The sequence below is a fragment of the Aliamphritea hakodatensis genome (assembly GCF_024347195.1).
Lineage (GTDB): Bacteria > Pseudomonadota > Gammaproteobacteria > Pseudomonadales > Balneatricaceae > Amphritea > Amphritea hakodatensis.
In genome coordinates, this window is the sequence record NZ_AP025281.1 from 481,830 (window position 1) to 499,662 (window position 17,833).

Consider the following 17,833-nt stretch of genomic DNA (forward strand, 5'->3'; position numbering starts at 1 on the left):
TAATATTAAGCATTTAATCTCTTATGAGGGGGAATTCCCCCGGGTATACTGGTGCTGATAAAGCGGGACCATAAGCGGAACTATATGACTAATTTAAGAATGTCGGCGGGATAATGATGAATGCACAGAATGAGACCGGCCAAAGCTCTCAGGTGCTGATGGCGCGGCAGCCGGTTTTTAATAAAAATCAGGATGTTGAAGCCTATGGTCTGCTGTACCGGACGGAAGACGGCATGTTGCCGGCTGAATTTACCGATGAAAAAGCCACCTCGTCAGTCATTCTGAACAGCTACGCAGTTGTGACGACTGAGGACGGGGAAAACCGTCGGCTACCTTTCTATATCAAGTTAACGGAAGCAATGCTGCTGTCCGGTGCAATTCCGGCGTTGCCAAAAGAGCATTTTGTCTTTGAACTGTTACGGGAAGATGGCGCCTCTAAAGAGCTGATTAAAAAAGCGAAAGAACTGAAGCAACAGGGCTATCGTCTGGCGCTGACCCATTACAACGGAGATAAGGAGCAAACCGCGCTGCTGGATGCGGTGACCGTTGTTAAGATTGATATTCAGAAACACAACACTGAACAGCTGAAGAAGCTGATTCAGTTTGTACGTCCTTATCATGTAGATTTACTGGCCGACAAGGTTGAGAACCAGGACGATTTCCGCCGCTGTCTGGAACTGGGTTTTAAACTCTTTCAGGGGTTTTTCCTGTGTAAGCCGGTGGATATCAAAGGCAAGGCGCTGGGCAGCTCGAAAGCGATGATTATGCAGCTGCTGGCAGAACTGGAAAATCCGAATGCCAGTGCCGATTCGGTTGAGCAGATCGTGATCAATGATCCGAACATGACGTATAAAATCCTGCGTTTGGTGAATTCTGCCGCCTTTTCGACCCCCAAAGAAATTCAGTCACTCTCCCATGCCGTTGCCCTGATAGGCATGAATCAGGTGAAAAAGTGGGCAACCTTATTCCTGCTCAGCGGCCAGTCCGGTAAGCCGGCGGAACTGACCCGGATGATGCTGATCCGTGGACGGATGTGCGAATTACTGGCAGAAATGCTGAATTATGAAGCGCCGATCAACTTCTTTATGGTGGGCTTGCTTTCTCAGCTGGATGCCATGATGGACATGGATATGGGTTATCTGATGGATCAGGTGCCGCTGCGGGATGACATTAAGCAGGCAATTCTGACCCGTGAGAATCAGATGGGAACCGTCCTTGAAGAAGTGGCTTCCTATGAGCGCGGTGAGTGGGACAGTATACAGGGGCTGCTGGATAAGCGTTTTTATGAAGTGGCTTACCGGCATAGCCTGGACTGGGCCGAACAGGTGCTGGCTTCGTTATCTGAATAACTTTTATGTGGGCAATAAAAAAGGCAGCCAGGTGGCTGCCTTTTTTCGTGATGCCTGATCAGTCCAGCTGAGACAGGTCGCGTACTGCGCCTTTGTCTGCTGAAGTGGCCAGCTTAGCGTAGGCTTTCAGCGCAGCTGATACCTTGCGTGGCCGATCTTCAACCGGTTTCCAGCCGAGCTTATCCTGTTCCACACGGCGGGCAGCCAGTTCTTCATCGGACAGCAGAACATCAATGGTACGGTTTGGAATGTCGATACGGATCCGGTCACCGTTGCGTACCAGGCCGATTGCGCCGCCAGCCGCTGCTTCAGGAGACGCGTGGCCGATAGACAGGCCGGAAGTACCGCCGGAAAAACGGCCGTCGGTCAGCAGTGCGCAGGCTTTACCCAGACCTTTTGACTTGATGTAAGAGGTCGGATAGAGCATTTCCTGCATACCGGGACCGCCTTTCGGGCCTTCGTAGCGAACGATAACCACGTCGCCAGCTTTCACTTTATCATCCAGAATGTCGGCAACGGCCTGATCCTGAGATTCAGTAATATGTGCCGGGCCTTCGAATACCAGAATGGACTCATCCACCCCGGCAGATTTAACCACGCAGCCGTCTTCAGCAATGTTGCCGTGCAGTACCGCCAGACCGCCTTCCAGCGAGAAAGCGTGTTCGATAGAACGGATACAGCCGTGTTCACGGTCGCCGTCCAGCGTAGGCCAGCGGGTTGCCTGACTGAATGCCTGCTGAGTCGGGATACCGGCAGGACCTGCCTTGTAGAATTCCACCACTTCAGGGGACGGGTTACGCATGATATCCCACTCGTCCAGCGCGTCAGCCATAGTGTCGGAATGAACGGTCGGGGTATCAGTATGCAATTTGCCGGCACGGTCCAGCTCGCCAAGAATCGCCATGATACCACCGGCACGGTGGACATCTTCAATGTGATACTTCGGAGTGTTTGGTGCTACTTTACATAACTGAGGCACAACCCGGGAAAGCCGGTCGATATCTTTCATTGTGAAATCGATTTCAGCTTCCTGAGCTATCGCCAACAGGTGCAGTATTGTATTGGTGGAACCGCCCATGGCGATGTCCAGGGTGATGCAGTTTTCGAAAGCCTTGAAACCAACTGAGCGCGGCAGTACCCGCTCGTTGTCGTCTTCGTAGTAGCTGCGGGCCATTTCAACAATGCGGTGGCCGGCGCGCAGGAACAATTGTTCACGGTCGGCGTGCGTAGCGACCACGGTGCCGTTGCCCGGCAACGCCAGACCCAGAGCTTCCGCCAGACAGTTCATGGAATTCGCGGTGAACATACCGGAGCAGGAGCCGCAGGTCGGGCAGGCAGAACGTTCTACTTCGTCAACCATTTCGTCAGAAGCGTTCGGGTCTACCGCCAGTACCATGGCATCAACCAGGTCCAGTTTGTGTTCTGCCAGTCGGGTTTTACCTGCTTCCATCGGGCCACCGGTCACAAAGATAACCGGAATATTCAGACGCATGGATGCCATCAGCATGCCCGGTGTGATTTTGTCACAGTTTGATATGCAGACCAGCGCATCGGCGCAGTGGGCGTTAACCATGTATTCAACAGAGTCGGCAATGATGTCACGGGATGGCAGGGAATAGAGCATGCCGTCGTGACCCATGGCGATACCGTCATCCACCGCAATGGTGTTAAATTCTTTGGCGACACCGCCGGCTTTTTCAATTTCGCGGGCAACCAGCTGTCCCATGTCTTTCAGATGGACGTGGCCGGGTACAAACTGGGTAAAAGAGTTAGCAACCGCGATGATTGGCTTCTGGAAATCATCATCTTTCATGCCGGTCGCACGCCACAGGGCGCGGGCACCTGCCATGTTACGGCCGGCGGTCGATGTTTTGGAACGGTATTGTGGCATGCACAGATCCTCGAATCAGTGGTAGCGAGCCTCTGGCCAGAACAGTATGACTACGTCAGAGGCACGGCACAGGCTCTTATTGTTTTGCAGGAGTATACCAGAAAGTCGCATACAGATAGCTGAAAAAAATGCCGGTTTAGCCGTTATAATCAGAGGTCTTTTAGTTGTATAGCAAACGCAGCCACCGTGAGGTTAGAAGTATGAGTGATGTTCAGAAACTGACAGCAGACCGCTGGTTACAGCGGCTGATGAAAACCGGCATTCCGGTTGCGCTTATCAGTGTATTGTCTCTCTGGCTGGCCTGGTGGCTGCAAAGCCCTGCTCTGGGGAGTGTATTTCTGGTCACAATGGTGATTGCCTTAGGGCTGGGGTTTGCGTATAACATTCGTCTTGTCATTCTGTCTTTACGGGCCAGAAAAGCGGCCGGTATGAATGATAATTAGTTCAGACATTTGTTTGAATTCCTCCGGTGCTTAAGTGCGCTGAGATTCTTTGCAGTCTGTGTTTGAAGGGGCAATCTGTGCCCGGTTCATAATGTGCTATATGTGTTGTAGCACAAAAAATAATGTTTTCTGAATCAGTGAAACCTGACCGTATCAGGCAATGCTTATTGTCGTCCGGGACAAGCGGACAGGCACCCAGTTAATACCTGATTAAGTGGTGCGGCAAGATAATTACTGGCAGGCGCAGAGTGCAGATATCGTCATATTATTGATTGGTGGCCGAGTTACCCATTTTGGGTTTTAACACGCCGCTTCGCAGGTATAATGCGTGGGCATTTATTACGCGGCAAATAATCATTGCTGACAGATAAGGAAGTACGCGCCTCATATGGAACCTGATACCGAGCCAACAATAGCGGGCCTGTCCCGATAAGAATCGAATTAAGGTGAAAACAGTATGTACCAAGCTCTGCAAAATACTTTCCAATCCCTGATGCTGGTTATTTTTCTGGGGATACTGGCAGGTCAGGCGAGTGCAGAGTTATTTGTACCCTCTACCGCAGTGGTTGTTCTGGCTGCTGACACCAGTCTGCAGGCAGCTGCCAAGCAGGTGAATACTAAGTATGGCGGCGAAGTGGTGAAGGCTGAAACCGTCAGTAAAGAAGGGCGGAAGGTACATCAGATTCGCTTACTGATTGATGGTCGGGTAAAAAATGTTGATATTGATGCCAGTTCAGGAAAAGAACTGTAACTTGCATCTGTCTGCGCAATCTGGTCTCTTCTCTGGTATATATTGCCTCTGTTTAGCCCGCTAACGGGTATTTATTTTAAGGAGTGATGGATGAAACTTCTGGTTGTTGAAGACGACAGTGATTTAAGACGCCAGCTGGTCACCGCACTGTCGAATGCCGGCTATACCGTGGAAGAAGCGGAAGACGGTCAGGAAGCTGTGTATCTGGGAACAGAGTTTCCGTATGACCTGGCGGTTGTTGATATTGGTTTGCCGAGCCTTTCCGGGGTTGAAGTTATCCGGAAATGGCGCGACGAAGATGTGAATTTTCCGATCATTATCCTGACTGCCCGTGGTGACTGGCAGGATAAGGTCGAAGGGCTTGAAGCCGGTGCGGATGATTATCTGGTTAAGCCGTTTCACATGGAAGAATTACTGGCCCGTCTGAATGCCCTGCTGCGCCGCGCCGCCGGTCATGCCAAACCTATGATGGAATTCGGACCGTTACAGCTGGATACCAGTGGTCGGGTTGTTAAGCTTAACGGCGAAACCGTTAAACTGACCAGCTACGAGTACCGTACCCTTGAGTATCTGGTGCTGAATGCCGGTAAAGTGATCTCCAAGACGGAGCTGACAGAGCATCTTTACCATCAGGACTTTGACCGTGACTCTAACGTGCTTGAAGTGTTTATCCGTCGTTTGAGGCAAAAGCTGGATCCGGATCAGACCCTGCAACCTATCGCGACGGTAAGGGGCCTGGGTTATCGCTTTGATCTGACGTTAACTTCCGATCAGGCATGATGCCAAAATCTTTGCGGGCACGTCTGTTGCTCGCATCTCTTCTGCTGTTGCCGGTTTTCTTTGGCCTGACGGGGTTTGCGCTCCAGCAGGCTTTCAGCCACAGCCTGGCAACGGCTGAAGAACAGCGCTTAAAGCTGCAGCTGTACCTCTTGCTGGGAGCTGCAGAACCTACCTCCGAAGGCATTAATATGCCGGCAACCCTGCGTGAGCCGCGCTATAACCAGATAGCGTCCGGCCTGTACGGTGTTCTTCATGGCGACAGTCACAGCCTGATGTGGCGTTCAGAGTCCAGCCAGTTGCTCAGTGATGACTTGCTGGAGCGCCTGGGCCGGACTGAACTTGAGACCGGTATGGAGTCGTTTTATGAGCTGAGCGATGATGCCCTGTTTGTGTATCAGTTTGGGTTGCTCTGGGATATTGACGGCGTCGGGAAGCGTTACCTGTTTACCGTGCTGGAATCGAACAGCTTCGTGAAAGCAGAACAGAAAGCCTTCAACACCCGGCTGTGGAGCTGGCTGGGAGCGGCGATTGTCTTATTCCTGCTCGTCGAAGCCATTATCATGCGCTGGGGCCTGATGCCCCTGAACCGTTTAGCCAGGGACCTGAAGTCGATAGAGCACGGTCACAGTGACCGCCTGCAGGGTGAATATCCCAGCGAAGTGCAGGTGGTGACAGACAATCTGAACTTACTGATTGAGAACGAACGTAAACAGCGTGAGCGATACCGGAATACGCTGGGGGATCTGGCCCACAGTCTGAAAACGCCGCTGGCGGTTATCCGCGGGGCCCGGCAGGAAGGTCTGGATTATGTTGATTTCCAGAATCTGGTCAATGATCAGGTTGTACGGATGGACCAGATTGTTCAGTACCAGCTGGCCCGTGCAGTGAAGAGTCAGGGACGCCGGCTGGCAAAGCGGGTTGCCGTAGAGCCGCTGATCAAACGGATGGCATCTGCCCTGCAGAAGGTTTACCGGGATAAGGGTGTTGAAGTTGAGCTGCAACTGAAAGATTTACAGTTAGCGGCGGATGAACGGGATCTGATGGAGTTGCTGGGAAACATTCTGGAAAACGCCTTCAAGTACGGCGATTCCCGGGTGAGTGTCCGTATGTCACAGGCTGACGGTATGCTGCGCATCGACATTGCCGATGACGGTGCAGGTATTTCACCTGAACTGCGCCAGACCATTCTTAAGCGTGGTCAGCGGGCGGATACATCCGCTCCCGGACAGGGCATTGGCCTGTCGGTGGCGGTGGATATTCTCAGCAGTTACGGCGGTGAACTGCGGATTTCTGAGTCGCAGTATGGCGGCGCACTGTTTTGCCTGATGCTGCCGCTGAGTTATTGACCGAACAGCTGATCAGTCACGCAATTTTTCAATACGTTCAGGGGTCGGCGGATGGCTGGAGAACCAGTCATTGGTGCCTGCTTCATGTTCCTCACTTAACCGTTCCAACAACCGGCCAAGGCTCATGGGGTCATGCTGATGCTGTTGCAGCAGATCTTTCGCAAAGGCGTCCGCTTCCAGTTCAAAGGCCTGTGAGTACTGGCTTTCCACCAGAATCGTCGGTAGGGCCGCCAGCACTGAACTGGCGGTGCTCATATCGCCGGTCACGACAATAATGATCAGTGGCAGTGCACTGCTCTGTAGTGCCCGGCGCAGGCCATGGCGCATATTAACGTGACCGATCTCATGGCTCATCACCGCAATCAGTTCTTCATCGTCACCGGCCAGTTCGATGATCTGATCGGTGAAAATGATGCTGCCATCGGGCAGGGCAAACGCATTCGGGCCGACAATGCCGCCGTTCCGGAAATGCAGCTGATAGTTGAAACCATCGTCGCGGCTGGCGACCAGTGTGGCAAAATTTTTGCGCAGTTTTTCACGGCGTTCTGCCTCCAGCACGGAGGGTTCAAAGATATACTTATCCAGCGTGCTGAGGGTGTGCTTACTGACCTCTTCATTGACGCTGACCGGCAACAGGAAAGCCACCTGCCGGGCGGCAGACGGCAGGCCGTAATTAATGCCCCACCAGATAAACAGCCCCACGCAAATGACCGACAGGAACGCATAGCGATAGCTGTTTTCCAGCCGGTGAATCCAGCTGAGGCGGTCATCTCCGGCAAACTGGCCGATTAACTGATCGACCTGATCGTTGTCCCGGGTTTCGAAGCGCAGCCCGTTCGGTAAGTCCAGATAACGGGCGGTGCTGCCTATCCGCGGGCTGATCGTCAGCTCAGACCAGTGACAGCCACTGACACTCAGTTCGGGACACTCGATACGGACATCCCCCTGATCCGTCACCGACAATTCCGCCGGATGACTCTTTGATGTGTGGCCATCAAAGAGCCTGCCTGAAAGTTGCATCAGATGCCAAACTCCAGATCCATAACGTCGCCGAGTTCCTCGCCCAGCGCGTTCTGGTGCCCTGCTGCGTCACGGGTGAATTCATCCAGATTACCGGTGGCAACAAATTGGGTGCAATCCGCTTTGTAACGGGCCATGCGAATGTGGGTCCATGGAATCAGCAGGCCTAAGCTGACCATAATAGCCAGTGTGTTGGTGATCAGTAACCAGAGGAGTTTAGAGGCTTTCAGGTTACTTTCGAAACTGTGCTGATCCAGTTTGGTGCTGTTCATGGTGGCATTGACGATTTTTGCATGAACATAGACATATACGCCGTAGTAAACGGGCAGCAGGGCTATCCCGAGAAACGGTGCCAGTGGATTATTTTCAATATCACTGATCAGATTGCCGCCCAGAATCAGGCCGAAGAAACCGGCGAATGCGACAATGATGACCAGTGCTGCAATGAAGCAGGCAAAGAAAATAGGTTTGGCGCTCAGGTTGCTGGTGAATTTAGTCTGGCCGTAACTGCTGTTATTCACATACCAGCGGTTCTGAATGGCAATGATCAGCGGGTAAATCAGATACAGCGTGAATACGCTGAGTAACGGGAACAGCAGATAGTTGCAGAACGCCTGTCCATACGTGCCATGAAAGTTAAAGTTGAGGTTTCTGTAACGGGAGTTAACCGCCCGGAACTTCAGGGAACGGCAAATCAGCCAGGGCAGAATGATCAGGAACGCGATAATAAATAAGGGGGTAATCAGCGGGAAAAAACTGGTACTCAGTGAATAAAGAATAATCACGAAGAACGCGACCAGCCGGCCTTTGAGGATTGTCATCGGCTTCGCGGTATATTCAAAGCTGCTACCGGCCAGCGTGGTATGGCCGTAAAAATACTGACTGGTACGGACCTTCGCCCAGGCAGAATAAATGCCCAGAGTTAGTATTGTCAGACAGATGTTTACGATCCAGATTTTAAAGAACTCACCGCTTTTACCATGAAATTCAAAGGGGTGCACCGTTGGGTGCTGGGGAATATTATGCGACATGGGGAACGTTCCTTGTGTAGCGCCAGCCTCCTCGCCGGCGCGGTTTTAAAATCAGTTACTCAGCCTGTCAGTCTAGACAAGCTGTTTGGCAAATACCTTAGAGTTACGCTGGAAGTTATACAGCGCCTGCTTTTCACCGGGCAGATCCTGAATGTTCATCTGGATAAAGCCGCGCTCTAAAAACCAGTGTGCGGTCCGGGTTGTCAGCACAAACAGCCGCTCCAGTTTTTGTTCCCGCGCCGCCTGTTCGATACCTTCCAGCAGTTTTTCACCCCGGTTCCCGCCGCGGTAATCAGTGGCTATCGCAACGCAGGCCAGTTCACCGGTCTGCTCTTCAGAGAACGGGTACAATGCGGCACAGCCGATGATGGCACCGTCCAGATCAATGACGGTAAACCGGCTGATTTCCGCTTCCAGCCGTTCACGGGAACGGCGCACCAGCACGCCGGCTTCCTCCATCGGCTGAATCAGTTCCAGAATACCGCCGACATCTTCGATGTTTGCCGGGCGAACCTGTTCGTACGACTCTTCAATCACCATGGTACCGGTGCCGTTACGGCTGAACAGTTCAGTGACCAGTGCGCCGTCTTCTCTGTAGCTGATCAGGTGACTGCGGGAAACGCCGCGTTTACAGGCCTGAGCGGCAGCGGCAAGGTGCCGGGAAATATCAGAAGAGGTTTCTGACGGGTCGGTTAGCCGTGCCCGGTACTGATTGACCAGGCGCTCGGCGGTGTCCGCCAGTAATTCAGAGCGTAACTGATCCTTGCTGTCGGTGACGCCGTTATCCGCGCCGAACAGAACCAGCTTGTCGGCTTTAACGGCGATTGCCGTCTGGGTCGCTACGTCTTCCACCGCAAGGTTGAATATCTCGCCGGTAGGTGAATAGCCCAGATGTGAGAGCAGTACAATGTGATTGTTTTGCAGCTGATAACGGATCGCTTCGTGATCGATACGCCGCACTTCACCAGTGTTACACAGATCTACGCCTTCATAGATACCTGCCGGTTTGGCGGTGACGAAATTACCGCCACAGACCCGTATCTGAGCACCGTGCATGGGGGAGTTTGCCACCCCCATAGACAGTTTTGCTTCGATCTCGGTACGCAGGTAGCCGACCGCTTCAATGACGCACTTAAGGACCGGTGCATCGGTAATGCGCAGGTCATGGTGGATCCGGGTATCAATCTGTTGGCTTTCCAGGCGCTGCTGTAACTGTGGTCGCGAGCCATGAACCAGAATCAGTTTCACCCCCAGGCTGTTGAGCAGGGTGATGTCATGAACAATGTTCGCAAAGTTGTCATCCGCCAGTGCATCGCCCGGCAGCATCAGCACGAAGGTTTTACCCCGGTGTGCGTTGATGTACGGGGAACTGTGGCGGAACCAGTTCAGATATTGGGTCAGGTCGTCGATCACAATGATAAATCAGTCAGTTAGCAGTTTATGTGTGTAAGGCTAAGTGTTCTGTGGATAAAAGCAAGATTCAGAGGCAATACTTGCCAATTAACTGCCGCAAAATATCCACGGTGGGGCGGATCTGGTCCATTGCCAGATACTCATCCGGCTGGTGGGCCTGATCAATGGAGCCGGGCCCCATGACAATGGTATCCATCCCTAATGCCTGCAGAAACGGAGCTTCAGTACCAAAGGCAACGGTGTCGGCAGTGTGGCCGGTCAGCTGTTCAGCACAACGGACCAGTTCAGATTGTTTGTCGTTCTGAAAAGGCAGTATCTCCGGAAACAGACGCTGATTGCGGATACTGACACCAAAGCGTTCCGCAACGGGCTGCAGGCGCTGGTCGATGGCGGCACGCAGGTTATCGATATTCATGCCCGGCAAAGGGCGTAAATCATATTCCAGATCACAGCTGCCACAGATACGGTTAGGATTATCGCCACCGTGAATACACCCCAGATTCAGGGTGGGAACGGTCACCTGAAAGGCACTGTTCTGATAATTTTGCTGTAATTCGTGACGGAAACTGATCAGCTCGCCGAGTACAGAATGCATGGCCTCCAGTGCGTTGTTCCCCAGCGAAGGATCAGATGAATGGCCGGCTTTACCGGTAATCTTTATACCTTCCATCATCATGCCTTTATGCATGTGGATTGGCTTCAGTCCGGTGGGTTCACCAATAACTGCATAACGGGCTTTGGGGTAGCCGGCTTCCGCCAGCGCCCGAGCGCCGTCCATTGAGCTTTCTTCATCGGCAGTGGCGAGAATAATCAGAGGCTGCTGCAGGGGCTGGTCAGCAAAGCTTTTGGCCGCTTCAATGGCGATGGCAATAAAACCTTTCATGTCGCAGCTGCCGAGGCCGTAAAAGCGGTTGTCTTTTTCGGTCAGTTTAAACGGGTCACTGTTCCAGCGTTCCGCATTGTACGGCACGGTATCGGTGTGGCCGGACAGCACCAGCCCGCCGGGACCGCTGCCCAGGGTGGCAATCAGATTGGCCTTACCTTCATGGCCCGGGAGGGGCATGATTTCGGTGCTGAAGCCTAAATCGCTCAGCCAGGCTTCGAGCTTGTGAATGACCCCAAGGTTGCTCTGGTCGAGATGCGGCGCGGTGCAGCTTACGGAGGGCGTACCGATCAGCTCGGTCAGCATGGTAAGCAGGGAAGGCACATTAGACATAGCAACTCCGTCGCAGGGGAAAGATCGTGTACAGGCTATTGTGCAGGCTTTAGAGCGGAGCGTCCAGAAACGAAAAAAGCCGGCACAGGCCGGCTTTTTAAATCTCCAAAGACTGTGGCTCAGCCAAACATGCCTTTGAACATAAAGAAGAACATGATCGCCAGACCGGCACCAGCAGGCAGAGTCACCACCCAAGATGCGAAAATAGTACCGATCACGCGCAGGTTCAGGGCAGACAGGCCACGTGCCAGACCTACACCCAATACCGCACCTACCAGAGTGTGGGTCGTGGAGATAGGCAAGCCGGTACCTGATGCAAATACTACTGTAGTCGCTGCTGCCAGCGTGGCAGCGAAGCCACGGCTTGGTGTCAGTTCAGTGATGTTGTTACCCACAGTCGCGATAACTTTGTGGCCGTACATCACCAGACCGGCAACGATACCGCCGCCGCCCAATAGCAGGATCCATACTGGCATGGCTGTCTTCTGAGCCACTTCACCGGCAGAGGCTACCACACCTACAACCGCTGCCAGTGGGCCAACGGCGTTAGCAACGTCGTTAGAGCCGTGGGCAAATGCCATGGCGCAGGCAGTGAACATCATCAGTACGCCGAAAACTTTTTCAACGCTGGCGAAGTGATAGTCTTTGTCATCGGCTTTGCTTGCATGGATTTTCTTCAGCATAGCGATGCCCAGGAACATAGTCAGCAGTGCCACACCCACAGAAATCAGGGAGCTGGTGCCGAAGCCAAGGTCCAGACCGATGTGCTTCAGACCTTTGGTGAAGGTCACCATAGAGATCATGAAACCTACCAGGAAAATATAGTAAGGCACGTACTTTTTAGCGTTTTTAAAGGGTTCTTCTGTGTCGAGTATAAGCCGTTGCACACTTCGGAAGAGGAAGAAGGCTATCAGTCCGGCGGTGACCGGCGATACCACCCAGCTTGCAACGATCTTGGATACCTTACCCCAGTTAACCGCATCAACACCGATACCTACCGCTGCAAAGCCCACGATGGCACCAACGATAGAGTGAGTGGTTGATACCGGCCAGCCAAAGAAGGTTGCGATCAGCAGCCAGATACCCGCTGCCAGCAGGGCTGAGAGCATCCCGTACACCAGCAATTCAGGTGTGCCGGATAATAAGGCAGGATCAATAATGCCTTTACGGATGGTAGAGGTTACTGCACCGCCTGCCAGCCAGGCACCGGCAAACTCGAAGATAATAGCGATCAGGATCGCCTGTTTCAGCGTCAGTGCTTTGGAACCTACTGAGGTACCCATTGCGTTGGCAACGTCGTTCGCACCGACGCCCCAGGCCATAAAGAAGCCAAAAATACATGCCATGATGACAAGGATGTCACCGTATTCTGCGATAATGGTCATGGAAATTTCCTATCGGGAAAAATTAGAAAATGTTATTTGGCCAGTAGCAGCTGTAAACGGCTGCCGACCTGCTGTGCTTTGTCTGCCAGATCACCTACCAGGTTAATTACCTGATACAGGAACATAGCATCAATCGGGTGCAGTTCTTTTTCTACCGTGAATAAAGCCGAACGGGCCTGACGTTCCATTTCGTCTGCGTTGTGTTCCAGGTCGTCGATTTCGTGGATCATCTGTTCCACAAGATCCACTTCATGACCGCTGAAACCTGAAGTAACCAACTCATCCAGACCGTTCAGGGCAGAAAGCGCCTGAGCGGAGGTTTTCAGAGAAACTGCCAGATATTCTTTCATGATTGGCTGGATTGCTTCAGGGATGCTCATCTGACGTCCCAGCATCAGGCCGGCAATGTCTTTCGCACGGTTGGCGATCTTGTCCTGCATGCGCAGCAGATCCAGCAGATCGGTACGGGGTACCGGCAGGAACAGGCCACGGGGCAGTTGCTGGCGAACATCCTTTTTCAGAGTATCGGCTTCATTTTCCAGACGCGCGATATTTTGCTGCAGGCGTTCAGCCTTTTCCCAGTCGTTTGCCATTACAGCATCGAAGAATGGGATCAGTTCAATGGCACAGGCATGCGCTTTGGCAATGTGTTCCTGCATCGGCTTGAATGGGGAGCTGGCAAACAGCTGAAAAATCGAATTGTTAGTAACCATATCAGGTCTCTTTTTTATTCTCGCTCAGGGCAAAATTGGCGCGAGTATACGCGGCCTTTTCATTGCTTTGTAGTAAAAATGTCACGAAATAGACACATTAGAGAAGGCTAAAATTGACAAATTTTGGAACCCTCATTGTAAGTGCATGAATCTAATGATTTTTATTAGAATTTCTTAAAAGGTGATCAGGTCAAAAAAAATTATATTTATTGAAATTTCCCGTAAAAGTTCTGCCGGCTGAGCAGAACTGCCAGAGGATCAGTGACTTATCTCATGCTTGCCGGGATCAGCGTTAGGCAGATGCAGCGATATCAGGTAAATTGAATCTGACTGACAGAAATACAAAAAACTTTAGTTTAGCCGGTAACGGTTATCCGAAAAGAACGACAAGAGTGACGGAACATGGCTATACCGCAGACAGATGCATTACCGACTGCCCTTCAGGAATTTGTGCATAACCGCTGGCAGCAACTGCAAGAGCGTTGTGCGCTGGAGGAGCTGGATACTGCTCAGACAGCTGATCTGGTGACAGTGGTGGTGGGCAGTGACTATGCCGTGGACCAGTTTACCCGTCAGCCGGCTGTTTTTGCTGAACTGCTTGAAAGCGGTGATCTGTACCGCTCATTTCAGCTGGCGGATTATCAGCAGCAACTGAGTGCTCAGCTGGAAACTGTGGAAAATGAAGAACAGTTGCAGCAGGTGTTACGCAAGTTTCGCCAGCGCCAGATGGTACGGATTATCTGGCGGGACCTGACCCGCGCTGCTGATATGCGGGAAACCACCGGTGATTTGTCGGATCTGGCTGATACCTGTATTGATCTGGCGTTGCAATGGCTGCATGCCGAATGTTGCCGCCGCTGGGGCACGCCGTACAGTTATGCTACCGAAGGTCATCCGGCCGAACCGCAGCAACTGATCGTGCTGGGGATGGGTAAACTGGGAGCTCATGAACTGAATCTGTCATCGGATATTGATCTGATTTTTGCTTACCCCGAAAAAGGCGAAACCCGCGATGGTCGCCGCTGTCTGGCCAATCAGGACTTCTTCAGCCGTTTAGGTCAGAAACTGATTCAGGCGCTGGACAATATTACCGCCGACGGTTTTGTGTTCCGCACCGATATGCGTTTACGCCCTTACGGGGCCAGCGGACCGCTGGTATGCAGTTTCATGGCAATGGAAGAGTATTATCAGGATCAGGGGCGGGACTGGGAACGCTACGCCATGATCAAAGCCCGTGTGGTTGGCGGCGATAAAATAAAAGGTGCGGAGCTGCAGGATATTCTGCGTCCGTTCGTGTACCGCAAATACATCGACTTCAGCGCCTTTGAGTCCCTGCGCAGCATGAAGGAAATGATCAACCGGGAAGTCCGGCGTAAAGGCCTGAGTGGCAATGTAAAACTTGGCGCCGGTGGTATCCGGGAAGTGGAATTCATTGCTCAGGCGTTTCAACTGATCCGCGGGGGCCGTGATCCGCGACTACAGCAGCGGGAGTTGCTGAATATTCTGCCGTTACTGCCGGCGTCTGTGGGGATGCCGCAGCCGGCCGTCACCGAACTGACCGACGCCTACACCTTCCTGCGTAATGCTGAGCACTGTATTCAGGCGGTGGCGGATAAACAGACCCAGGAACTGCCGCAGGATGATCTCGGACAGCAACGGCTGGCCTGGAGCATGGGCTGTTCAGGCTGGGACGATTTTCTGCAGCAACTGGATCAGCACCGGGACCGGGTAACCGAGCATTTCGGACATGTGATTACCCCGGCGGAAGACGATGACGGGGAAGATCACCAGCAGGATAAAGAATGGCTGCTGCTCTGGCAGGCTGAAGATGAAGAAGACGGCAGGCTGCATGTCTTCGCTGAGCACGGCTTTGATGAGCCGGAAGTAGCCTGCAAATATTTTAATGACCTGAAATCCAGCAGAGGCGTGCAGATGATGCAGGCGATTGCCCGGGACCGTTTATGTGCGGTACTGCCCCGGCTGATGCACGATGTTGCCCTGGTGGAAAACTCGGCAGAAACTCTCGGCCGGGTGTTTCAGCTGATTAAGGCCGTGCTGCGCCGGTCTGCTTATCTGGTGCTGCTGGCGGAAAATCCCGGGGCGCTGAAACAGTTGGTACGTCTGTGTTCCGCCAGTGCCTGGTTTGCGGAAACCCTGACCAAGCAACCGGTACTGCTGGACGAACTGATCGACCAGCGGGCGTTGTATAACCCGCCCACTAAAGATGAGCTGCGGGCGGAGCTGCGCCAGCAGTTGCTGAGGATTCCCGAAGAAGACACCGAACAACTGATGGAAGCCCTGCGGTACTTTAAAAGCGCCCACGCGTTGCGGGTGGCGGCGGCGGATATTACCGGTGCCCTGCCGTTAATGAAGGTCAGTGACTACCTTACCTGGCTGGCGGAAGCCATTCTGGAAGTGGTGCTGGATATGGCCTGGCGTCTGATGACCGAAAAACACGGCGTGCCCTTCAAAACTGCCGGTGTGCCCTGTGATCCGGATTTCATCGTCGTGGGATACGGCAAAATGGGCGGTATAGAGCTGTCCTACGGTTCCGACCTGGATCTGGTGTTTGTCCATGATGCAGAACTGAACCTGTTTACCCCCGGGGATAAGTCTATTGCCAACTCGGTATTCTTCACCCGTCTGGGTCAACGGATTATCCACATTCTGAATACCTTTACGGCGGGCGGGCAACTGTATGAAGTGGATATGCGCCTGCGTCCCAGCGGTAACTCCGGATTGCTGGTCAGCTCTTTACGGGCGTTTGAAGAATATCAGCAGAAAGAAGCCTGGACCTGGGAGCATCAGGCGCTGGTCCGTGCCCGGGTCATTGCCGGTTCTGAAGAACTGGCAAAACGCTTCGAAGCGGTGCGTGAACAGATCATCGGAAAATCCCGTAATGCTCGGGAGCTGGCGGATGAAGTGGTGAAAATGCGCGAAAAGATGCGCACGCATCTGGGCTCTTCAGAGAAAGAAGCAGAGCAGGCATTTAACCTCAAGCAGGACCGTGGTGGCATTGTGGATATCGAGTTTCTGGTGCAGTTTTCAGCACTGGCTTATTCGGAACAACATCCGAACCTGATGGAGTTCACCGACAACATCCGCATTCTGGACGCCATGGAAGTCAGTGGAGTGATTGCCCCGGCGGAAGCAGAAACCCTGCGTGAGGCCTATAAAGCCTTTCGGGCGCTGGGGCATCGGCAGACCCTGCAGGATAAATCCAACACGGTAAGTGATCACGATCTGGAAGATTACCGTGAAGCAGTGACCGGACTCTGGCAGCAGCAGGTACTGCGTCAGGCCAGCCCGGATTTACTGGCCGACAGTCAGTAATACTGAGCGTTGGCAAACAGCGAACAGTACCGGGGAAAAGGTCCTGCGATTCAGTAATGGGCAAGCTGTATGTGCCACACTGTTGATGTATCTGATTCAGGAGGAAAGGTTATGCCGGTTTCAGCATCAGGCTTAAAAGATGCCGTCAGCAAAGGGCTGTTGCGGGAAGCGCAACTGGCGCCCCTGCTGGAGTACCTGCGGGAGTGGGATGCCGCACATGGTCAGCAGCCAAAGTTTGATTTTACCCATGTGCTGTATTATCTCGGAGGGCTGATTGCCATTGGGGCCATGAGCCTGTTCATGAATCTGGGCTGGGAAGCATTTGGCGGCTGGGGCATTGTCGCCCTGTGTGCGGTATATGCAGTGGCAGGTTTGTTACTGACCAATCGCTTCCGGAATACCGGTCACCTGATTCCCGCCGGTATCTGTGCAGCCTTTGTGCTGACCCTGACACCGCTGGCGGTTTACGGTTTTCAACAGGGTATAGGCTGGTGGCCGGATGACTCGGTATATAAGGAATACCACCGGCATATAAAACTGTTGTGGATATATATGGAGCTGGCAACCTTGCTGGCGGCGGCCGTGCTGTTATTCCGCTACCGTTTTCCGTTTCTGATGATGCCGCTGGCGGTCACGCTCTGGTACATGTCTATGGATCTGGCGGAACTGGTGCTCGGCAGTGATTTACCCTGGCGGGCAGAGAGATTATTCACCTGTTGGTTCGGGTTGGGAATCACCGTTGTTGCCCTGTGGGTGGATATCCGTGCCCGCCGCAGTCTGGATTATGCCTTCTGGCTGTATCTGTTCGGGGTTATCGCTTTCTGGGGCGGGTTAACCGCCCAGCATTCCGACAGCGAGCTGAATAAGTTTCTCTATTTTTGTATCAACATCCTGATGATTGGCTTGGGTGCCGTGCTGATGCGCAAAGTGTTTGTGGTGTTCGGTGCCATAGGCTGCTGCCTGTATCTGGGGCATTTGGCGAACGAAGTGTTCAAAGACAGCTGGTTATTTCCGATTGCGCTGACCTTTATTGGTCTGGGGATTATTTATCTGGGGATTCTCTGGCAAAAGAATGAAACGCGTATTACAGCCACTGTTCGAAGCTGCCTGCCCGCACCGCTGCGGGAGTTACTGGAAGCCCGGCACGGTTAAGTACCTGAAA

At 52.9% G+C, this 17,833-nt stretch carries 14 protein-coding genes; 7 read left to right on the top strand and 7 right to left on the bottom strand.

The window, feature by feature from the left end:
- The first annotated feature begins 113 nt into the window (after positions 1-113).
- The gene (locus PCI15_RS02135) at positions 114-1,349 is read left to right on the top strand and encodes an EAL and HDOD domain-containing protein (RefSeq protein WP_271272727.1); all 1,236 of its coding nucleotides are present in this window, start codon (positions 114-116) and stop codon (positions 1,347-1,349) included.
- Between the two features lie 58 nt (positions 1,350-1,407).
- Here the strand turns inward: PCI15_RS02135 and ilvD are convergent, their stop codons facing one another.
- A complete protein-coding gene (gene ilvD, locus PCI15_RS02140; RefSeq protein WP_271272728.1) occupies positions 1,408-3,240 on the bottom strand; it encodes a dihydroxy-acid dehydratase in 1,833 nt (610 codons plus the stop codon).
- Between the two features lie 200 nt (positions 3,241-3,440).
- On the opposite strand from ilvD, the gene PCI15_RS02145 reads away from it, so the two are divergent.
- The 4 genes from PCI15_RS02145 (at position 3,441) to PCI15_RS02160 (ending at position 6,560) form a co-directional block, all read left to right on the top strand.
- Positions 3,441-3,683 (top strand): hypothetical protein, encoded by a 243-nt coding sequence (locus PCI15_RS02145; protein WP_271272729.1) that lies wholly within the window; start codon positions 3,441-3,443, stop codon positions 3,681-3,683.
- A gap of 457 nt (positions 3,684-4,140) precedes the next feature.
- On the top strand, positions 4,141-4,434 hold the full coding sequence (locus PCI15_RS02150) for a PepSY domain-containing protein (RefSeq protein WP_271272730.1): 294 nt from the start codon (positions 4,141-4,143) through the stop codon (positions 4,432-4,434).
- A gap of 90 nt (positions 4,435-4,524) precedes the next feature.
- Positions 4,525-5,214 carry a response regulator transcription factor gene (locus tag PCI15_RS02155; protein ID WP_205657595.1) on the top strand — a complete coding sequence of 230 codons (690 nt, stop codon included), beginning with the start codon at positions 4,525-4,527 and terminating at the stop codon, positions 5,212-5,214.
- Entirely contained in the window at positions 5,211-6,560 is a 1,350-nt protein-coding gene (locus PCI15_RS02160) for an ATP-binding protein (RefSeq protein WP_271272731.1), read from the top strand. The genes PCI15_RS02155 and PCI15_RS02160 overlap by 4 nt, the downstream gene beginning before the upstream one ends.
- A gap of 12 nt (positions 6,561-6,572) precedes the next feature.
- Here the strand turns inward: PCI15_RS02160 and PCI15_RS02165 are convergent, their stop codons facing one another.
- From PCI15_RS02165 to PCI15_RS02190, 6 genes are all read right to left on the bottom strand, one after another.
- Complete coding sequence (locus tag PCI15_RS02165) at positions 6,573-7,580, bottom strand: M48 family metallopeptidase (RefSeq protein WP_271272732.1); 1,008 nt, start codon at positions 7,578-7,580, stop codon at positions 6,573-6,575.
- Positions 7,580-8,611 (bottom strand): YjgN family protein, encoded by a 1,032-nt coding sequence (locus PCI15_RS02170; RefSeq protein ID WP_271272733.1) that lies wholly within the window; start codon positions 8,609-8,611, stop codon positions 7,580-7,582. Before PCI15_RS02170 ends, PCI15_RS02165 begins: the two co-directional genes overlap by 1 nt.
- A gap of 72 nt (positions 8,612-8,683) precedes the next feature.
- A complete protein-coding gene (gene argA / locus PCI15_RS02175) occupies positions 8,684-10,024 on the bottom strand; it encodes an amino-acid N-acetyltransferase (RefSeq protein ID WP_271272734.1) in 1,341 nt (446 codons plus the stop codon).
- 67 nt (positions 10,025-10,091) lie between these two features.
- On the bottom strand, positions 10,092-11,240 hold the full coding sequence (argE, locus tag PCI15_RS02180; protein ID WP_271272735.1) for an acetylornithine deacetylase: 1,149 nt from the start codon (positions 11,238-11,240) through the stop codon (positions 10,092-10,094).
- Positions 11,241-11,359: 119 nt separating this feature from the next.
- Positions 11,360-12,625 carry an inorganic phosphate transporter gene (locus PCI15_RS02185; RefSeq protein WP_271272736.1) on the bottom strand — a complete coding sequence of 422 codons (1,266 nt, stop codon included), beginning with the start codon at positions 12,623-12,625 and terminating at the stop codon, positions 11,360-11,362.
- A gap of 32 nt (positions 12,626-12,657) precedes the next feature.
- A complete protein-coding gene (locus PCI15_RS02190; protein ID WP_271272737.1) occupies positions 12,658-13,338 on the bottom strand; it encodes a TIGR00153 family protein in 681 nt (226 codons plus the stop codon).
- 402 nt (positions 13,339-13,740) lie between these two features.
- On the opposite strand from PCI15_RS02190, the gene glnE reads away from it, so the two are divergent.
- Positions 13,741-16,671 carry a bifunctional [glutamate--ammonia ligase]-adenylyl-L-tyrosine phosphorylase/[glutamate--ammonia-ligase] adenylyltransferase gene (glnE, locus tag PCI15_RS02195; RefSeq protein ID WP_271272738.1) on the top strand — a complete coding sequence of 977 codons (2,931 nt, stop codon included), beginning with the start codon at positions 13,741-13,743 and terminating at the stop codon, positions 16,669-16,671.
- A gap of 111 nt (positions 16,672-16,782) precedes the next feature.
- Positions 16,783-17,823, top strand: coding sequence for a DUF2157 domain-containing protein (locus tag PCI15_RS02200; RefSeq protein ID WP_271272739.1), 1,041 nt, complete (start codon positions 16,783-16,785; stop codon positions 17,821-17,823).
- The last annotated feature ends 10 nt before the right edge of the window (positions 17,824-17,833 follow it).

Bases quoted from the DNA above. Each gene is read 5' to 3' on its own strand.
- PCI15_RS02185 (WP_271272736.1), bottom strand. From the start codon at position 12,625: ATGACCATTATCGCAGAATACGGTGACATCCTTGTCATCATGGCATGT.
- PCI15_RS02170 (WP_271272733.1), bottom strand. From the start codon at position 8,611: ATGTCGCATAATATTCCCCAGCACCCAACGGTGCACCCCTTTGAATTT.
- PCI15_RS02190 (WP_271272737.1), bottom strand. From the start codon at position 13,338: ATGGTTACTAACAATTCGATTTTTCAGCTGTTTGCCAGCTCCCCATTC.
- PCI15_RS02160 (WP_271272731.1), top strand. From the start codon at position 5,211: ATGATGCCAAAATCTTTGCGGGCACGTCTGTTGCTCGCATCTCTTCTG.
- PCI15_RS02145 (WP_271272729.1), top strand. From the start codon at position 3,441: ATGAGTGATGTTCAGAAACTGACAGCAGACCGCTGGTTACAGCGGCTG.
- PCI15_RS02165 (WP_271272732.1), bottom strand. From the start codon at position 7,580: ATGCAACTTTCAGGCAGGCTCTTTGATGGCCACACATCAAAGAGTCAT.
- glnE (WP_271272738.1), top strand. From the start codon at position 13,741: ATGGCTATACCGCAGACAGATGCATTACCGACTGCCCTTCAGGAATTT.
- PCI15_RS02200 (WP_271272739.1), top strand. From the start codon at position 16,783: ATGCCGGTTTCAGCATCAGGCTTAAAAGATGCCGTCAGCAAAGGGCTG.
- PCI15_RS02135 (WP_271272727.1), top strand. From the start codon at position 114: ATGATGAATGCACAGAATGAGACCGGCCAAAGCTCTCAGGTGCTGATG.
- PCI15_RS02150 (WP_271272730.1), top strand. From the start codon at position 4,141: ATGTACCAAGCTCTGCAAAATACTTTCCAATCCCTGATGCTGGTTATT.
- ilvD (WP_271272728.1), bottom strand. From the start codon at position 3,240: ATGCCACAATACCGTTCCAAAACATCGACCGCCGGCCGTAACATGGCA.
- argE (WP_271272735.1), bottom strand. From the start codon at position 11,240: ATGTCTAATGTGCCTTCCCTGCTTACCATGCTGACCGAGCTGATCGGT.
- PCI15_RS02155 (WP_205657595.1), top strand. From the start codon at position 4,525: ATGAAACTTCTGGTTGTTGAAGACGACAGTGATTTAAGACGCCAGCTG.